The 15,995-nt window shown below is 51.8% G+C and carries 21 protein-coding genes; 6 read left to right on the top strand and 15 right to left on the bottom strand.

Annotated elements, in window-relative coordinates; translation table 11 throughout:
- The first annotated feature begins 63 nt into the window (after window positions 1–63).
- On the top strand, window positions 64–558 hold the full coding sequence (locus HG1285_RS12035) for a peptidylprolyl isomerase (RefSeq protein WP_008286875.1): 495 nt from the start codon (window positions 64–66) through the stop codon (window positions 556–558).
- Here HG1285_RS12035 and HG1285_RS12030 read toward each other — a convergent pair.
- Genes HG1285_RS12030 through HG1285_RS12015 form a run of 4 tightly spaced genes read right to left on the bottom strand, consistent with a single transcriptional unit; the run spans window position 555 to window position 3,382 of the window.
- On the bottom strand, window positions 555–1,355 hold the full coding sequence (locus HG1285_RS12030) for a metal ABC transporter permease (protein WP_008286876.1): 801 nt from the start codon (window positions 1,353–1,355) through the stop codon (window positions 555–557). The two genes, HG1285_RS12035 and HG1285_RS12030, sit on opposite strands and share 4 nt — an antisense overlap.
- A complete protein-coding gene (locus HG1285_RS12025) occupies window positions 1,342–2,040 on the bottom strand; it encodes a metal ABC transporter ATP-binding protein (protein ID WP_008286877.1) in 699 nt (232 codons plus the stop codon). Before HG1285_RS12025 ends, HG1285_RS12030 begins: the two co-directional genes overlap by 14 nt.
- Window positions 2,028–2,867, bottom strand: coding sequence for a metal ABC transporter substrate-binding protein (locus HG1285_RS12020; RefSeq protein WP_008286878.1), 840 nt, complete (start codon window positions 2,865–2,867; stop codon window positions 2,028–2,030). The genes HG1285_RS12025 and HG1285_RS12020 overlap by 13 nt, the downstream gene beginning before the upstream one ends.
- Window positions 2,864–3,382: a type 1 glutamine amidotransferase domain-containing protein gene (locus HG1285_RS12015; RefSeq protein ID WP_008286879.1), complete on the bottom strand. Its 519-nt coding sequence runs from the start codon at window positions 3,380–3,382 to the stop codon at window positions 2,864–2,866. Before HG1285_RS12015 ends, HG1285_RS12020 begins: the two co-directional genes overlap by 4 nt.
- Before the next feature lie 18 nt (window positions 3,383–3,400).
- Between HG1285_RS12015 and HG1285_RS12010 the strand changes: the two genes are divergently transcribed.
- The 5 genes from HG1285_RS12010 to HG1285_RS11990 are packed head-to-tail and all read left to right on the top strand — an operon-like array spanning window position 3,401 to window position 8,217.
- Window positions 3,401–4,555 carry a hypothetical protein gene (locus HG1285_RS12010; protein WP_008286880.1) on the top strand — a complete coding sequence of 385 codons (1,155 nt, stop codon included), beginning with the start codon at window positions 3,401–3,403 and terminating at the stop codon, window positions 4,553–4,555.
- A gap of 32 nt (window positions 4,556–4,587) precedes the next feature.
- The gene (locus HG1285_RS12005) at window positions 4,588–5,811 is read left to right on the top strand and encodes a peptide chain release factor 1 (protein ID WP_008286881.1); all 1,224 of its coding nucleotides are present in this window, start codon (window positions 4,588–4,590) and stop codon (window positions 5,809–5,811) included.
- Window positions 5,808–6,404 (top strand): NYN domain-containing protein, encoded by a 597-nt coding sequence (locus tag HG1285_RS12000; protein ID WP_008286882.1) that lies wholly within the window; start codon window positions 5,808–5,810, stop codon window positions 6,402–6,404. The genes HG1285_RS12005 and HG1285_RS12000 overlap by 4 nt, the downstream gene beginning before the upstream one ends.
- Window positions 6,401–7,003 (top strand): RdgB/HAM1 family non-canonical purine NTP pyrophosphatase, encoded by a 603-nt coding sequence (gene rdgB, locus HG1285_RS11995; RefSeq protein ID WP_008286883.1) that lies wholly within the window; start codon window positions 6,401–6,403, stop codon window positions 7,001–7,003. Before HG1285_RS12000 ends, rdgB begins: the two co-directional genes overlap by 4 nt.
- Window positions 7,003–8,217 carry a FoF1 ATP synthase subunit gamma gene (locus tag HG1285_RS11990; protein ID WP_008286884.1) on the top strand — a complete coding sequence of 405 codons (1,215 nt, stop codon included), beginning with the start codon at window positions 7,003–7,005 and terminating at the stop codon, window positions 8,215–8,217. The genes rdgB and HG1285_RS11990 overlap by 1 nt, the downstream gene beginning before the upstream one ends.
- Before the next feature lie 3 nt (window positions 8,218–8,220).
- Here the strand turns inward: HG1285_RS11990 and HG1285_RS11985 are convergent, their stop codons facing one another.
- The 11 genes from HG1285_RS11985 to hypB form a co-directional block, all read right to left on the bottom strand.
- Window positions 8,221–8,502 carry a 2Fe-2S iron-sulfur cluster-binding protein gene (locus tag HG1285_RS11985; RefSeq protein ID WP_008286885.1) on the bottom strand — a complete coding sequence of 94 codons (282 nt, stop codon included), beginning with the start codon at window positions 8,500–8,502 and terminating at the stop codon, window positions 8,221–8,223.
- Window positions 8,471–8,872 carry a hydrogenase expression/formation protein gene (locus HG1285_RS11980; protein WP_008286886.1) on the bottom strand — a complete coding sequence of 134 codons (402 nt, stop codon included), beginning with the start codon at window positions 8,870–8,872 and terminating at the stop codon, window positions 8,471–8,473. The genes HG1285_RS11985 and HG1285_RS11980 overlap by 32 nt, the downstream gene beginning before the upstream one ends.
- Window positions 8,872–9,210 (bottom strand): hypothetical protein, encoded by a 339-nt coding sequence (locus HG1285_RS11975; RefSeq protein WP_008286887.1) that lies wholly within the window; start codon window positions 9,208–9,210, stop codon window positions 8,872–8,874. The genes HG1285_RS11980 and HG1285_RS11975 overlap by 1 nt, the downstream gene beginning before the upstream one ends.
- Window positions 9,207–9,392, bottom strand: a complete 186-nt coding sequence (locus tag HG1285_RS11970; RefSeq protein ID WP_008286888.1) for a hypothetical protein — start codon at window positions 9,390–9,392, stop codon at window positions 9,207–9,209. The genes HG1285_RS11975 and HG1285_RS11970 overlap by 4 nt, the downstream gene beginning before the upstream one ends.
- A 2-nt stretch (window positions 9,393–9,394) precedes the next feature.
- The gene (locus HG1285_RS11965; protein WP_008286889.1) at window positions 9,395–9,883 is read right to left on the bottom strand and encodes a HyaD/HybD family hydrogenase maturation endopeptidase; all 489 of its coding nucleotides are present in this window, start codon (window positions 9,881–9,883) and stop codon (window positions 9,395–9,397) included.
- A complete protein-coding gene (cybH, locus tag HG1285_RS11960; protein WP_008286890.1) occupies window positions 9,883–10,590 on the bottom strand; it encodes a Ni/Fe-hydrogenase, b-type cytochrome subunit in 708 nt (235 codons plus the stop codon). The genes HG1285_RS11965 and cybH overlap by 1 nt, the downstream gene beginning before the upstream one ends.
- Before the next feature lie 13 nt (window positions 10,591–10,603).
- Complete coding sequence (locus tag HG1285_RS11955; RefSeq protein ID WP_008286892.1) at window positions 10,604–12,505, bottom strand: nickel-dependent hydrogenase large subunit; 1,902 nt, start codon at window positions 12,503–12,505, stop codon at window positions 10,604–10,606.
- A gap of 3 nt (window positions 12,506–12,508) precedes the next feature.
- Window positions 12,509–13,567 (bottom strand): hydrogenase small subunit, encoded by a 1,059-nt coding sequence (locus tag HG1285_RS11950; RefSeq protein WP_008286893.1) that lies wholly within the window; start codon window positions 13,565–13,567, stop codon window positions 12,509–12,511.
- Between the two features lie 94 nt (window positions 13,568–13,661).
- Window positions 13,662–14,513, bottom strand: coding sequence for a sensor domain-containing diguanylate cyclase (locus HG1285_RS18710; protein WP_008286894.1), 852 nt, complete (start codon window positions 14,511–14,513; stop codon window positions 13,662–13,664).
- Between the two features lie 93 nt (window positions 14,514–14,606).
- On the bottom strand, window positions 14,607–15,212 hold the full coding sequence (locus HG1285_RS11945; RefSeq protein ID WP_008286895.1) for a TetR/AcrR family transcriptional regulator: 606 nt from the start codon (window positions 15,210–15,212) through the stop codon (window positions 14,607–14,609).
- 1 nt (window position 15,213) lies between these two features.
- A complete protein-coding gene (gene hypB / locus HG1285_RS11940) occupies window positions 15,214–15,966 on the bottom strand; it encodes a hydrogenase nickel incorporation protein HypB (RefSeq protein ID WP_008286896.1) in 753 nt (250 codons plus the stop codon).
- Between the last annotated feature and the right edge of the window lie 29 nt (window positions 15,967–15,995).

Genomic DNA, 15,995 nt, shown 5'->3' on the forward strand with positions numbered 1-15,995 from the left:
AAGATTGACAGTTTTATTTAAACCATTAAATTGAACACATCAAACTATAAAGGAGTTGTAGACATGTCACAGTCAGTTGAAAAGAACGCGGTGGTCTCATTCCACTACACCCTCAAGGATAAGGAGACGGGAGAGGTTATTGAGTCCAGCAAAGATAGCGGACAGCCTGTAACCTTTCTTGTGGGTGCCGGAGAGATAATCCCCGGTCTTGAGAACAGAATGCTCGGCATGAGCAGGGGAGAAACCAAGGATATAGAGGTGCCAGCTGAAGAAGCCTATGGTCCGAGGAACCCGGAGTTAGTCCAGAAGGCTCCCAGGGAGTACTTCCAGAATGTTCCCCTTGAAAAGGGACTTCCCCTTCAAGCACAGACGCCCGAGGGCAAGGTCATAAACATGGTAGTCGTTGACTTTGATGATCAGACGGTAACCGTTGATATGAACCATCCTCTTGCAGGTAGAGACCTCGTCTTTGAGGTTGAGGTTCTTGATGTTAGAGAGGCTTCGCCCGACGAGATACTCCACAGGCACGCCCACGGACCGGGGGGCGCTCAGCACTAAGAGGATAGAACCCTCCTCAGGAATGCCAAGGCGAAGAGGGATATCATAGCCCCCACTATAGTCCCACTCGGGGGCAGATCGTAATAAAAGGCTAAGGTGATACCCGCCAACACGGATATCACCGAGGCACATACAGAGAGCACAACGGTGCTCAAAAAGGAGCCCCCAACCATGAGGGCTGTGAGGGCTGGTATTACCACCATAGAAGACGCCAGTATTATTCCTACCGCCTTTATGGATAAAACTATCACGAGAGAGGATACAGAAACAAGCATGTGATTTATAAGGATAAGGTTGACACCCTTGAGCTTGGCAAGCTCATCGCTGAAGGAGAGCAGAACGAGCTTCCTGTAGAATAGGAGGAAGAAAAGGGAGACCAACAGGAAGGAGAAAAGGGAAAAGTAAAGCTCATCCCTCGTCACCATGAGTATATTTCCGAAGAGGTATCCGAATATATACTCACCAAAGCCTTTTACTATGCCAAGCACGAGCACAGCGAGGGCAACACCTCCGGAAAATACGAGCGCTATGGCGGCATCCCCCGGAACACGTCTGTGGTAGCTTAGAGCCTGAACCAGGTTGCCCACCAGCACCGTAAAGATGGCTGTAAAGAGGAAAGGCTCTACCCCGAAGAGCATACTGAGGGCTATTCCCCCGAAGGCTGCGTGGGAGAGACCGGCTCCGAGAAAAGCCATCCTCCTGAGTATGAGGAACACCCCCGCCACGGCGGAGGACATGCCTACCATTAAACCGGTCAGTATACCCCTCTGGACGAAGTCGTAATTAAGTAGCTCCATCCTTCAAACCCCTTCCTATGCCGAAGAGCTCCTCTATGGCGTCAAGGGCATCCTCCGGCTCTCCGTAGTAGTAAACGCCCCTGTTTATACAGAGAACCCTGTCCACGTTCTTAAGCACAAGACCTATGTCGTGAGATATCATAAGTACAGTCTTGCCCTCGTTCAGGGAGAGCTCCTTCAGTATTTGGAGTATGTGCATCTGCGCGTGAATGTCCAGCCCGGATGTGGGTTCGTCCAGCAGGAGCAGGTCTGGATCCGAGGCTATGGCCATGCCGAGCAGGACGAGCTGCTGCTGCCCTCCGGATAACTTGAGGAACTGCCTATCTATGTAATCGTCTATATGAAGGAACTCGGCTATCTCCTTGGCTCTCTCACCGCTTGCAACGAGCGATAGAAGTTCTCTCACCGTGGCGGGAAAGTTCTGCTCCACGTTGAGTCTCTGGGGAACGTACCCTATCCTGTGCCAGTGCTTGAAGTGTTTTATGTCCGTTCCAAACAACCTGACGGTGCCGCTGGAGGGTCTCAGGAAACCGAGGAGTATCCTGAATAGGGTCGTCTTTCCTGCACCGTTAGGTCCCACTATTCCAACAAATTCACCCTCCTTCACCTTAAAGCTCACGTTCTCTAAGACGCTATCCTTCCCCGTGTAGGAGAAGTAAAGGTTTTCTACCTCTAATATGTACATCTCAGTGCTTCCCTGAGGATTCCGAGGTTGTATCTCATTATTGAGAAGTAGTCTTTCCCGTGCTCTGAAGGAATTATCTTGACGTTTATCCTGAAAACCTTGAGACCGTGCTCCTCGGCGAGGATATCGGTGTACTTTGACCTAACGCCGTATATGCCGAAGATGAAGTCTATCCCGAGTTCCTTTATGTTGGCTACGAAACGGGCGAGCTCTTTCGGGGACACACCCCCGTGCACATCACCGCTGCCTATGGAGAGCTGTTTCAGTCCGTAATCCCGGGCGAGGTAGCCGAGAGCCGGATGGATTATGGGTAACACTTTGAACTTACAGCTCTTCAGGGCGTTCCTGTACTCACCGTCAAGCTCCTTGAGTTTCTTCAGTACCTCTTTGTAGTTTTTCGTAAAGAGCTCTCTGGACTCGGGTTCCCTCTCCGAAAGAGCCTTGTATGCGTTCCGGGCTACCCCAACCATCCTTCTGGGTGAGAGCCAGAGGTGCGGGTCTATCTTTATGCCCTCCTCGGTTTTAACCACGAGACCTTCGGCGAGCCTGACAACTTTATCACCTCCAAGGGCTTCAACCTTTCTCTCCCAACCGCCGAGGGGAACACCGCTGACGAAGATGAGCTTTGCACGGTGTATCTTTAAGATCTCCCTGGTTGATAGCTCGTAAAGGTGGTAATCAGCCCTCGTCGGTATAAGAACCTCGGTATCAAACCTGCCCGTTGAAAGTTCTTTAACCACATCGTAGAAGGGGTAGACGCTAACTATGACGACCTCGGCGGCTAAGGAGATCACGGGGGCTAAAAGGAGCAGGAGGAGGGATCTCACTGCTGAGCCTCTTTGTTGAGCTTATTTATGACTACACGGATCATCTCAAGCATGGAGTTCGGGTCGGTGGCGGTTATTAAGTTCTTATCAGCCTCCACGGGCTCGCCCGTGTATTCCGCACCCGCGTTTATGAGGTCGTCCTTTATAGCCATAAAGCCCGTTACCCGCTTCCCCTCAACCACCTTGGCAGATATGAGAACCCACGGACCATGACAGACCGCGCAGACCAGCCTGCCTTCCTCGTAATGCCTTCTCACGAGGCTCAGAACTTCGGTGTACCTCCGGAGCCTGTCCGGGGCGTATCCGCCGGGTATGAAAAGGCAGTCAAAGCTATCGTGAACTATATCCTTGAGCGTCATATCGGGCTTGAAACTCATGCCCTTCTTGCCTTTGTACTCCCGCACTACGGGAGCGGCCGAAACGACCTCGTACCCCTCCTCCTTGAAACGCATGTAAGGGTATAGGAATTCAGAATCCTCTACGAGCTCTTCTAGCAGGATTAAAATCCTCTTCATGGGTTTAAATTTTACTTCATGAGGGGAGCTCTAACTTTACTTTTCCTTATAGCCTCTTACAACTTCCTCCTCTGGTACATAACCACCTTTGAGCTCTCCCCGATACCCCTGTTCCCCGAGGATGCCTACAACGTCGTCCTCGTTCTCGCCTACAACTCCGTTCTTTACATAAGCTGGCTCTTCGGTGAAAGACACAGAGCTGTCCAGTGGATAGGTTACCTATTCTTCTTCCAGATAGTTGCCCTCAGCGTTTACTTTGAAAACCTTGAGATAGTTGTAAGAGACCTGCCGCCTGTGATCTTCACCTTTGCCCTCGTTGTACTCTTTGAGTCCCCTACAGAGAGGAGAATAAGGGACATTCAGAGGGAGAGGGACGAGCTCCTTATGGAGATAGACAAGGTGATCAAGGAGAGGGAAAAGGTTGAGGTTCACCTGAGGCTCCTGCAGCAGGAGATAGATAAGATAGAGGAGGAGAGGAAGGAGAGCGTATCGGAGGAGAAAGAAAGGGAGCTTGAGAGCAGACTTGAGGAACTCCAGAGGGAGCTGAAGGAGTACAGGGATAAGGAGACAAAACTCCTTGAAGCCAACAGGAAACTATTCCAGCTACTTGAGGTCATCAGGGAGGAGGGTGAGCACGCTCACGGGAAGGGGGAACTGGCGAGCCTGAGGAAGGAGAGAAAAAGGCTCATAAAGGAGCTGCTACAGCTTCAGGAACTCGTTGATCTGTACTCGGACGAGAACGATAGGCTCAAGGAGGAGCTCAGGACTCTGAGGGACAGGCTTGAGAAGCTCAACGTTAAGGTCGGCACCCTTGAGATAGAGCTGGAGGGCAAGGGGTCTAAGGATAACCTCTCAACTGTGAAAGAGCTTCTGAACTCTATACCCAACCTGAGCTTTGAGGAGAGGGCTGTTGAGGAGTTTATGAAGCTCCCACCCGACAAAAGGCGGGTCTTCTTCAAGGAACTGCTCAGGCTCTCCGGCAGGAAGGGACAGGAGAACGTTGAGCCCCTTGCTACTGTGCCCGGCATTTACAAGCTACGCTTCTCCGGTGGGCGCATATACCTGAGGAGGCAGGGAGACCTCTGGCTCGTGGTCGGGCTCCTCGGCTCCGAAGATGACAAGGACAAGGAGCGTTATATAAGGAACGTTTTGAGTAAAATAGATACAGGGTAATAGCCACACCCCTTATAAAGGAGGATAAATAGATGGCAAGTCTTAGAGAAACTCTGGAGAAGCTCGCGAGCTTCAGACCGGAAAATGCGCTGGTTACATCTCTCTACCTGCACCTCAGACCCGAGGAGAGGCAGGATAACAAGTATCTGAGAATCTATAAGGATATGGTCAAGGAGAAGAAGGGTGAGCTTGATAGAAGGGAGCTCCCCAAAGAAGCTATCAGCTCTCTTGATAAAGATTTTGAGGTTATTGGGGAGTTCCTGTCGGAGCCCAAGAACCTTGATGGGTGCCGAGGAATAGCGATCTTCTCCTGTTCCAGGGAAGGGCTCTTTGAGGTGGTTAAGCTACCCTACGTTTACAGGAGCAGGCTCATGGTCTCTCCAGACCCCCTCATAAGGGAGATCGCCGCCATAGACGAAGAGTTCGGTAGGGTTGCCGTTTTGCTGCTTGACAGAAAGCACATACGCTTCTTCCTCATGGACATAGAGAGCACGGTTGAGTCCGTTGACTTCCTTGAGCCGCTCGCAACGAGAGCCCACAAGTTCCACAGCGGTGGAGGTGAGCTAAAGGGCGCCGAGGGGACATTCCAGTTGAAGATGCCCTCCCGGGGTGCAGCCCCAAATATGGTTCAGCACGCTTACGGGGAGTGGCGTTTTCACATGAGAATCAAGGAGGAGTGGCACAGGATACTAAAGCTCGCTTCGGACGCAGCTTTTGAGAGCTGGAAGGAGATCAAGTTTGATAGGCTCGTGGTCGGAGGCTTCATAGAAGAAGGGCTGAGGGAGATAGAGAACCACCTCCATACCTATCTCAAGGAAAGGCTCGTCGGGTACATAGAGATAAACCCCTCCGAGGCTAAGCCCCACGAGGTCAGGGAAAAGGTTCTCAACCTTCTCTGGGAGAAGGATAGGGAGCAGGAAAAAGAGCTCATATCTGAGCTTCAGGAGCTTATAGGTAAAGGGCTTGCCGTTAACGGCACCTCCAGAGTCCTTGAGATGCTTACGATAGGCAACGTGAGGACTGTGCTGATACCAGAGGACTTTGAGAAGAGGGGATACCTCTGCCCGGAGACACACCTCGTATCTCTGAAGCCTGAGTGTCCCCTTGAGGGAGAGACGCCCGTTGAGGTTGAGGATATAGTTGACGAGGTTATAGAGGAGGCTCTTGAGCAGAGGGCTCAGGTTGAGGTTATAGTGGACGAGGAGCTCCAGAAGAAGGTTGACGGACTGGCAGCCTTCCTGAGATTTAGCCTATGAATGAAGAAAGGTTGATGATATTCATTGACGGCTCCAACCTGTTTCACGGGATAAGATACCTGAACATAAAGATAGATTACGGCAGGCTCGTGGACTTTCTGAGGGAGAGCAGGCGGCTCGTCAGAGCCTACTTCTACACGGCGGTTCCCCAGGATAGGGACGTTAAGAAGGGGACACCCGAGTGGGAGAGCCTCATAAGGCAGAAGAGGTTTCTTGATGAGCTCGCCCTATCGGGGATAAAGGTTAAGCTTGCAAAGTTGAGAAAACTCCCCTCCGGGGAGTTCATAGAGAAAGAAGTGGACATAATGCTCGCGACAGACATGCTCTCCTTAGCCTTCCAGAACGCCTACGACACTGCGGTACTCGTCAGCGGGGACAGCGACTTCATATACACCGTTGAAGAGATACAGAGGATAGGCAAGAGGGTGGAGAACGCCACCTTCAAGAAGACAAGCTCCTACAACCTGAGAAAGACCTGTGACAGGTTCGTGCTCCTGGATAACTTCCTTGACAGGTTCACCTACGAGGAGAAGCCTGCCCTTTACGAAGAGGTCGGCTTCTGGGCTAAGATAAAGAGCCTCTGGAAGAGATGAAGCTCTTGGCTGCCACCACAAACCCCGGAAAGCTCAGGGAAATAAGGAGGATACTCCAGCCCTTGGGCTACGAGGTGATTGAACCCCCCGAGAAGATACACGTTGAGGAGAGCGGATTTACTTTTCTGGAGAACGCATACATAAAGGCTAAGGCTTATTACGAACACTTCAGTATGCCAGCCCTCGCCGACGACTCCGGGCTCGTGGTTGACGCCCTCGGTGGGTATCCGGGCGTTTACTCAAGCAGGTTTTACTCAATTGACTTTGGCGGAAGGGAAGAGTTAAAGGGCTCTAAAGACGATGCCAACTTAAGAAAACTGCTCAGGCTTATGGAGGGTAAAGAGAACAGGAGCGCAAGCTTCGTGGCCTTCGTGGTGCTTTACATGGGAGGGAAGGGTTTTTTCTCCCGCGGTGAGTGCAAGGGCGTTATAGCAGAGCAGCCTAAGGGCGAGGGAGGCTTCGGCTACGATCCCATTTTTATCCCTGAAGGCTTCAGCAGGACGATGGCTGAGCTCTCTCCGGAGGAAAAGGACGGTATATCTCACAGGGGGAAAGCTCTTAGAGCCCTGTCGGAGCTGCTAAAGAAGTGTGAGCTGTAGTGGACATAAGGAGAAGGATAAACACCCTTGAAGCCCTGAAGAGCACCCTCAACGTATGGGAAGTCATAGCGGTAAACAGGTACAAAAAGTACAGCTCCATAGTCGGAGCGAAGCTACCTTACTTCCTTAGACTCCAGGAGGTGCTTGAGCACCTTTACTCACTGTACTCGGGGCTCAGGGTTGAGCTCTTGACCATCAGAGAGGAGAGGAACATAGACGTTCTCGTGCTCACTTCGGACAGGGGATACCTCGGGGACTTCGTGACGAGAACCGTAAGGCACCTTGAAGACTTTATGAAGTCCAAGAAGGACAAGACCGTAAACCTCTTCGTAGTCGGCAGGAGGGGTTTCCGTGAGCCGCTTGTGAGCCTGGGAGCAAGGCTCTTTGAGGACGTCCTCACGAAGGATATAAACTGGGAGGGCGTTGAGGAGATAAAGAACATACTCGTTGGAAGGTACAGGAGGAGGCAGAGTGACGCATGCTACGTACTATTCAATAGACCTGAGGTTGAAGTGGGCGAATACGGTGAGGCGGAGGAGAAACGGAGAGAAAGGACACTCCTTGAGGAGAGCCCATTCTTTTACACGAGCTTTGAGGAAAAGCTAAAGGTGAAGGCTGTGAAGGCTATGGAGAGAGGAAGATACAGACCCGTAGTGGTGAGATACCTGCCGGCGGACATAAGGAAGAGGTATTCAGAGGACATGGTGGTGAACATAGAAGTGCCCGAGGAGGAGTTCATTGACAAGCTCCTGGAGCTTTACCTGAACTTTTTTATGAGGGAGGTCTTTCTGGAGCACTTTACCTCAATAAACTTTGCGAGGTACAGGACTATATCAAGGATACTGGACAATATAGACAAAAAGCTTGATTTCTACCGACGCCTGGTAAACAAGCTCAGACAGGAGAGGATAACCGCAGAGATAGAGGACATAGTCTTCGCCTTTATAGCCACAGAGGAGAAGAAGTTGAGAGACTTCATTGAGGGAGGGTTCACCCTTGAGGTAGACCCAGCCACCCCGCAGGACGTAGTTCTCAGTTTGATGGATAGGCTGGAGGAGCTCGGTATAGAGGTGATCTCCCTGAGGAAGAGAAGACTCATAGGGGGCTTTAGGCTCCTCAGCACGGGAAGGTCTATAGACTTGTCCGTTGTTAAAGCTCTGTCCTCTCTGGAAGTTAAGGTGAGGAGCGGGGTAATGAAGAAAACCGGAGGTTAGTGTTTACGCAGGTATGTATATCACCACGTCTCCCCTTCCATTCAGCTTCGCCTGACAGGAGAGACGCTCCCTCTCCTCAAGCCCCTTCTCCTCTATGGTGTCAGCCTCTTCAAACTCCGGAGGGTAGAGGTTCTCCATTCCCTCCAGGACTATGACCTTGCAGGAGGTACACTGCCCGTGGCCACCGCAGGCACTATCCAGCTCGTATCCGTATCTGTAGAGTATCTCCATTATGCTCTGGTTCTCTATACCTTCAAACTCCTGATTCAGGTTCAGGACTATCACCCTGGGCAAGCCTCGCAACCTCCTTAAGCCTATCTTCAAGGACTCTAACCGACTCCTCCATGTCCTCCCTCTGGGCTGCCGCGAGCCTCGGGAAGTCGGTTATCTCTATGGTCTCAAGGACAGGTTTCTTCTCCCTGTCGTAGATTATCCCTATCCACACCCCGTATATGCCCGTTTCCCTCCACTCGGCGGGCTGGGTCTTGGAGTCGTAGTATATCCTCACGTGACCCTCTCCGAGGGTGTCAAGGATAGCCTCCCTGTCTTCGGGCGTTATTGGGACTTTGTTGATGTAAATGATGTGCTCTTCCCCTTTCGCAAGGAATTCCTTGAGGGCTTCCAGCACCTCGGTCAGTATCGGAACGGCGTTCATCAGCACAGGAGTTCCTCCAGAGCACGGTTGTACTCAGCCCAGCTCTTTATACCTTCCAGCTTTTTTAGCAGCCTTCCTCCCTTGAACAGGGCTACCGTAGGTGCAAAGTATATCTTCAGGTCAGGAGGGAGATTGACCTCGTTGATATCGCACCAGAAGAATTTAACTCTGTCTCCAAAACCTTTGACGAGCTCCGGGAAGACTACGTCCACGTCAAAGATCTCCCTTATCTTATCGGAATCTCTTTCTGAGCGCACGTATAGGACGAAGGTCTCCTCCTTGGAGATAAGCTCTATTAGTTCATCTCCCTTAAGCTCGTGAAGTTCTCCCAGTTTCATGCCTTCCTTTTGACCAGCCTCAACCCCACAAAGGCGCTTAACCCTACAACTGCCAGGAGGACTCCCGCCATGAGGATATCCTCGGTGTGTAAAAGTCCTATGTGTTCGTGGGGAACTGGCTTAAGATGGGCTGAGGCTAAGCTGTAAGTTAACAGTACGGCTCCAAGCGCTCTCTTTACCATGGTCATACCTCCTGCTTGGCTTTTACCCTTAAGCCCCACTCCTCAAGCTGGGATAGGGCTTCCCTTAAAAGCTCAGGCATGCTATCCTCTATCACCGGGCTCAGGTCGGTTCCAAGTTCTATGGAGTTCGGCTCTATCCCCAGAACAACGATCTCCTCCACGGGCTTGTCCATGACGTCCATGAGGGCTAATACCTCCTGTATGCCGAGCTCGTGCATAGAAACCTTCCTCCTGAAATAGCCCTTAACCTCCTCACCTTTAAACTTATACAGGGTGCCCGGTTTGCCTCCTCCAGACACGGCGTCAAGTATAAGGAGCTTTCTGACCCCCTCAAGATAGTACAGCAGGTCTATTCCAAGGGTTCCGCCGTCTATCAGCTCTACCTCTTCGGGAAACTCGTACCCCTCACTCAACCTCTCAACAGCTTTAACGCCCAGACCTTCGTCCGAGAGTATGGTGTTGCCAACCCCCAAGACCACGATCTTGCCCATCACTCTATTTCCTCTAAGTCCACAGGTTTTTCCTTAAAGAACTTGTATCCGTTAAACATGGAGGAAAGCTCTCCGTTCTTCTTTATGGACTCCTCCCTTATAACGAAGTAAACGTGGAGCACAGCAAAGATTATTATGAGCCACGCAACCCAGTGGTGCCACATATGGGTGGGAAACTCTCCGCCCAGAAGCCATACTATCCACCCAAATAAACTTGCCCAGAAACCCGATGGGTCAGACATACCGTACATGCCAAAGCCCGTAATTATCATGAAGAGTATGGCGAGGTAAACGAGAGGGTAAACAGTCCTCGCACAGGCGTTCCTTATGTACTCGTGCCCCTCATCGTCCCTCATGATCAGGAGGTACTTTAGGGTGATCTCCCTGAGTCCTACCCAGTAATCCCTCTTCCAGAAGGTAGGGAGGACGAGCCTGTCCCTCTTGCTGAAGAGGGCTATGAGAACTCTGAATATGAAGCTTGCGAGGAGAACGTACCCAGCTATGAAGTGAACCTTACGGATAAAGCCCATGGTGAGCCCTTCCTCATAGGCGTAGGTAGCCTCAACCCCAACGGGACCGGAGAAGAAGGGTCTGCCTATGTAGAGTCCCGTAGCGAAGAGGGTTATTATCGTCAGGAAGTTTACCCAGTGCCATATTCTCAGACCCGGGCTGAAGATGTATATCTTCTTTGCCTCTTCCAGCTTCATACCTCACCTCCCTTCAGCAGGCGGGGATTCCGCCCTGCACCTTAACCTCAACTATCTCGTTGCCCTCAGTGTCGTAGAGGTGTGTTGAGCAGGCGAGACAGGGGTCAAAGGAGTGTATCCCCTTCAGAACTTCCACAGGCTTGTCCGGAACTTTCACGACCGTATCCTTCATGCACTCCTCAAAGGCTCCCTGCTGTCCCATGCCGTCTCTCGGGGAACCGTTCCACGTGGTAGGGACAACGCACTGGTAGTTCTCTATCTTTCCGTCCTTTATCACCACCCAGTGACCGAGCGCTCCCCTCGGTGCTTCCGTTATACCGACACCCTTAGCCTCCTTGGGCCACTTCTCTGGCTCCCACTTTTCCATATTTGCTACCGTGGTATCCCCAGCCTTTATGTTGTCGTACAGCTTTTTAAGGAAGTAGAGGTTTGCAGCGACCCCCACCTGAGCCTCAAGTCCTCTGGCGGCAGTCCTTCCAACGGTTGTGGGCAGCCAGACGTGGGGAGGCAGTCCGAGAACCTTTGAGACTGTGTCTATCTGTTTCACGATCATCTCGTCCATCCAGGAGGGCTTTACATGTCCCTGCTTCACGGCGGTGTAGGTGATTATGTACCTCGCAAGGGGTCCCACTTCACAGGGCTTTCCTTTCCACCTTGGGGATTTGAGCCAAGAGTACTTGCCCTGCTCGTCCAGATACTTCCAGTGGGTCTTGGTTCCCTCCTTCGGTCCCGTATAGTTGGGCTCCGTTATCCCCTCCCACGGATGCAATCCTTTAGACTCGTCGGGATACTTATACCAGGAGTGGTTCACGAACTCCTGAATGACATCGGGGTCTGTAAAGTCTTTACCCACGAGGGGATAGTATTTCGTTTTGTCAAGACCTTTTGCGAAGTCCTCAACTACTCCGTTGGAGTGATAGAGGATCTTGTTGTGGTAGTCCCCTCCCTTTATGTCCTCGTAGGGCTCGTCGGGGAACTCTCCGTAGCCAAGAACCCTCCTCTTGGCAAGACCTCCACCGTAAGTCCATCCCTTCTGGACGTATATGTGTCCTATCGCAAGGAGGTCTATGAGGTAAAAGAGGTTTACCGCCTCAGCCTGTGTGTATATGGCGTCCTCAACCACAGCGAGCTTCTCGGCGTTTATGGGAGCGTTCATATCCTCCATGGATATGGAACACATCATCCCGCCCACTATGTAGTGGGGGTGTGGGTTCTTTCCTCCGAAGACAACCTGCGGTATGAAGAGCTCTCTCTGGACGTCAAGCATATTAAGGTAGTGGGCAACAGCCATGAGGTGCACTTCTGGAGGCAGGAGCTTGTAGTCGGGGTGGTCCCACCAGTGGGCGGCGAATATGCCGAGCTGTCCGCTCTCAACGAGCTTCTTAACCTTCTCCTGAAAGGCTCTGTAGTATCCCGGAGTAGCCTTAGGAAACTTCCTCGGGTACGCCCTGTGCCCTAATGGGTCGGGCATAAGCTCCGCTATACCTCCGTACTTCTCCAGGAGCTTGTTCTGGAGCGCTGCGGTGGCGACAGGGTCAGCCTTCAGAGCCTCCACCGGAGAGACCCAGTCCAAAGCGTGGAGGTGGTAGAAGTGAACCGTATGGTCGTGAACCTGAAGTGTCCCGTACATTATGTTCCTTATGTAGTTGGCGTTCTTGGGTATCTTTATCCCGAGGGCGTCCTCAACGCATCTGACCGAGGCGTAGGCGTGTATTGATGTACAGACACCGCATATCCTCTGGGTGAAAGCCCACGCGTCCCTCGGGTCTCTACCTTTCAGTATCAGCTCAATACCTCTCCACATGGTTCCTGCGGAGACTGCGTCCTTCACCTTTCCCGTTTTCTCGTCCACCACAAGCTCAAGCCTTAAATGTCCCTCAATCCTCGTAACGGGGTCAACAACCACCCTCTTCATGGCTTACTCCTCCTTTCCAGAGTTCCTCAGCTTTGAGGCTATGCCGTGGACTATGGCTCCTCCCACGGCTGCCGCAGCTATGGTCGCTCCAACTTTATCCGCATCCGCTTCCTGCTTGGGAACGGGTATGTTGGTGAGCCTTTCGTAGAAGGGTCCGTTGTCCCAGAAGTCCTTTTCCGAACAACCTATACAGCCGTGTCCAGCCTGTATGGGATAGGAGAGCCCGTTGTACCACCTTATACTTCCACACTGATTGTAGGTTGTGGGTCCCCTGCATCCCACCTTGTAAAGACACCAGCCTTTCTTCGCAGCGTCGTCGTCAAAGCGCTCAACGAACTGCCCGGCGTTGAAGAATGCTCTCCTGTAGCATGTATCGTGGATCCTGTTACCGTAGAACATCTTGGGTCTTCCTTGGGAGTCAAGGGGAGGTATCCTGTCAAAGAGCACCATGTACATAACAACACCCGTCATAACCTCCGCTATGGGTGGGCACCCGGGAACCTTGATTATGGGTTTATTGGTTATAACCTTGTCCACGGGAACCGCGGTGGTGGGATTAGGCTTTGCCGCTTGGACACATCCCCAGGAGGCGCATGACCCCCAGGCTATTATTGCCTTAGCTCCCTCGGCGGACTCTTTGAGATGCTCCAGAAAAGGCTTCCCTGCCACTATGCAGTACATCCCGTCCTCACCGAGGGGCGGGTTCCCCTCAACCGCAAGTATGTAGTTTCCCCAGTACTCCTTCATTATCTTCTTCCTGTGTTCTTCCAAGACTTCACCGGCTGCCGCTGAAAGGGTGTCGTCGTACTCAAGGGAGATCATAGATAGGACGACGTCCGAAGCCAGCGGTGTGGCTGACCTTATGAAGGACTCGCTGCAGCAGGTACACTCAAGTCCATGTATCCATATAACTGGGACCCTCGGCTTCGTCTCCATAGCCCTGACTACGGTAGGTACCATCGTGGGTGCGAGCCCCATCATCCCGGTTATCGTAGTCGCGAACTTTATGAAGTCCCGGCGGCTGACCCCATGCCTTTTAAAGGCTTCCCAGAAGGTTTCCATGCCCCACCTCCTAAATGAACACTCATTCAATAATATGATTTAGACAATATAAGCCTGTCAATAAAGAAATCTTTAGAGGGCTTATAAGTTTGTCTTATAGGAGTTCAGAGCGGTTCTTCCCTCTTTCTTTAGCCAAGTACATAGCCCTGTCCACACGGTTGAAGAGCGTGTTCAGGTCGTCACCCTCCTTGAGCTCCGTCACGCCAACACTGACGGTGACCTTTCCAGTCTTAAAGTCTTCCCTTTCTACCCTCTTTCTTATTCTCTCCGCGACCCTGAGAGCACTCTGGGAGTCCGTCTCCGGAAGTATAACCATGAACTCCTCACCGCCGAACCTACCGACGTAGTCGGTCCTTCTTAACTCACTCTTTATTATCTCCGCTATCTTCCTGAGAACCTCGTCGCCGCTCTTGTGCCCGTAGGTATCGTTCAGCTCTTTGAAGTTGTCAACGTCTATGAAGAGCACCGAGAGGGGGTTTCCGTATCTTCTGGAGCGCTCTATCTCCTTTGCGAGTATCTCCTCTATTTTCCTCCTGTTGTAAAAGCCCGTCAGGCTGTCCGTGTCCGCGAGGAAGCGGAGCTCCCGTATGAGGTCAGATATGTAGGTGTCAAGGTATATCTCCATGAAAAGGCTGTCGTCCAGCTTCTCGGCAACGAGTATGTGGAAGTTCTTATCCTCGTGTTCGTGGTAGGCGTAAGGCTCTTCACCCTCCTGGAGCCTTTTTACCGGACACGCCACATCTCCCCTGAGTTCCCAGCACGGTTTTTCAAGTCCGTGGGTAAGTTCGTAACACTTTGCAAACCTCTTGACCGAGGGAAACTTCTCCTCAGCCCTTCTGTTCATGAGAACCACGTTGTAGTCCGAGTCAACCACTATGAGCGGCAGGGGAACTTTATCACAGTAATCAAACAGCCCCTCCCTCTTTACTCTCTTAAAAACCTTCACAGCTCCCCTCCTGATGCTCTTTTTGCATGGATAAATTTAATCTGGAAGGTGTAAACCGAAGGTAATTTAGAGTAATAGTCGTATAAAAGGATCTTATGCCTTGAGCGCATTCCAGATGTTCTGTGCCACATCGTCCACGTAGTCCATAAGGGGCTTCTCCAGAACACCTTCCCCCTTGAGGAAAACTATTCCACCCATGGGTCCCATCACGGTTACGAAGGCGGGGAAGAAGTCCTGGTTCCTGAGCTCTCCCCTCTCCACACCCGTGGACAGAAGTATCATAACCTCGGTTACTACCTCACCCACGCAGGCAAATCCCTCGCAACCTTCCCTGAACACTTCCCTGTTTGAAAGGAAAACCCTCAGAAAGTAATCTATGAGTTCAGGCTCCTCCAGGGAGACCTCAAAGAAGCCCTCTACGAGTTTGTAGATCTTCTCGCGGGTGGGTATATCCTCTTCGTTTATCGCCCTGAGTCTCTCGGCAACCCACCTGCTTACGGTCAGCATAACCTCTTTGGCGAGCTCCTCCTTTGAAGGGAAGTAGTTGTACAGGTTCCCAACGCTCATGTTGAGCTCTCTCGCTATGTCGGGCATGGTTGTGTTGTAGTATCCGTTCTGGGCAAAGAGCCTGCAGGCAGTCCTTATTATCTGGAGTTTGCGTTCCTCTTTTATTTTCTCCTTGAGGCTTCTCCTCGGCATGTTACAGAACTCTCAACTTGCGTTTGCTCTTCACGAACTCAAGCCAGAGATCAAAGCCTTCGTTCGTCTTTGAAGAGAGCTTTATTATATCAAGCCTGGGGTTAACGTTCTTGGCGCTGCGCACAGCCCTCTCAAGGTCAAAGTCCATGTAAGGGAGAAGGTCTATCTTGGTTATCAGCATCAGCTCCGCGCTCCTGAACATGACCGGGTACTTCTCGGGCTTGTCGTCTCCCTCCGTGGTTGAGAGAAGGACAACGTTTACGTGGGCTCCCACGTCGTAGCTTGCGGGACACACTAGGTTCCCCACGTTCTCTATAAAGACTATGTCCAGCTCGTCCAACGGGAGGTGGTGTATGCCTTCGTGAACCATGAAGGCGTTAAGGTGGCATGCCTGTCCTGTGGTTATCTGGTAAGCCGGGGCACCCTTTGCCTTAATCCTCTCGGCGTCCCTGCTCGTCTCCAGGTCTCCCTCTATTACCCCTACCTTAAGCTCTTCTCCCAGGAGCTCTATGGTCTTTTCCAGAAGGGTTGTCTTCCCTGCTCCCGGGGAGCTCATCAGGTTTACGGCGAGGACTCCGTGTTCCTCAAAGTGTTCCCTGTTGGACTCAGCCTGTCTGTCGTTGGCGTCAAGTATCTTCGTTAGAACCTCAACGGTCTTTCTGTTGCCGAGCTCGGGGTTTTGGTGATGATGGTGGTGATGGTGTTCGTGTCCGTGGTCGTGGTCGCTTATAGAGCATCCGCAATCCCTGCACATGGTCGCCTCCACGAATGAGCGTTCAGTAT

It is taken from the genome of Hydrogenivirga sp. 128-5-R1-1 (assembly GCF_000171895.1).

Bases quoted from the DNA above. Each gene is read 5' to 3' on its own strand.
- HG1285_RS12035 (WP_008286875.1), top strand. From the start codon at position 64: ATGTCACAGTCAGTTGAAAAGAACGCGGTGGTCTCATTCCACTACACC.
- HG1285_RS12030 (WP_008286876.1), bottom strand. From the start codon at position 1,355: ATGGAGCTACTTAATTACGACTTCGTCCAGAGGGGTATACTGACCGGT.
- HG1285_RS12025 (WP_008286877.1), bottom strand. From the start codon at position 2,040: ATGTACATATTAGAGGTAGAAAACCTTTACTTCTCCTACACGGGGAAG.
- HG1285_RS12015 (WP_008286879.1), bottom strand. From the start codon at position 3,382: ATGAAGAGGATTTTAATCCTGCTAGAAGAGCTCGTAGAGGATTCTGAA.
- HG1285_RS12010 (WP_008286880.1), top strand. From the start codon at position 3,401: ATGAGGGGAGCTCTAACTTTACTTTTCCTTATAGCCTCTTACAACTTC.
- HG1285_RS12005 (WP_008286881.1), top strand. From the start codon at position 4,588: ATGGCAAGTCTTAGAGAAACTCTGGAGAAGCTCGCGAGCTTCAGACCG.
- HG1285_RS12000 (WP_008286882.1), top strand. From the start codon at position 5,808: ATGAATGAAGAAAGGTTGATGATATTCATTGACGGCTCCAACCTGTTT.
- rdgB (WP_008286883.1), top strand. From the start codon at position 6,401: ATGAAGCTCTTGGCTGCCACCACAAACCCCGGAAAGCTCAGGGAAATA.
- HG1285_RS11980 (WP_008286886.1), bottom strand. From the start codon at position 8,872: ATGAACGCCGTTCCGATACTGACCGAGGTGCTGGAAGCCCTCAAGGAA.
- HG1285_RS11975 (WP_008286887.1), bottom strand. From the start codon at position 9,210: ATGAAACTGGGAGAACTTCACGAGCTTAAGGGAGATGAACTAATAGAG.
- HG1285_RS11970 (WP_008286888.1), bottom strand. From the start codon at position 9,392: ATGGTAAAGAGAGCGCTTGGAGCCGTACTGTTAACTTACAGCTTAGCC.
- HG1285_RS11965 (WP_008286889.1), bottom strand. From the start codon at position 9,883: ATGGGCAAGATCGTGGTCTTGGGGGTTGGCAACACCATACTCTCGGAC.
- cybH (WP_008286890.1), bottom strand. From the start codon at position 10,590: ATGAAGCTGGAAGAGGCAAAGAAGATATACATCTTCAGCCCGGGTCTG.
- HG1285_RS11955 (WP_008286892.1), bottom strand. From the start codon at position 12,505: ATGAAGAGGGTGGTTGTTGACCCCGTTACGAGGATTGAGGGACATTTA.
- HG1285_RS11950 (WP_008286893.1), bottom strand. From the start codon at position 13,567: ATGGAAACCTTCTGGGAAGCCTTTAAAAGGCATGGGGTCAGCCGCCGG.
- HG1285_RS11945 (WP_008286895.1), bottom strand. From the start codon at position 15,212: ATGCCGAGGAGAAGCCTCAAGGAGAAAATAAAAGAGGAACGCAAACTC.
- hypB (WP_008286896.1), bottom strand. From the start codon at position 15,966: ATGTGCAGGGATTGCGGATGCTCTATAAGCGACCACGACCACGGACAC.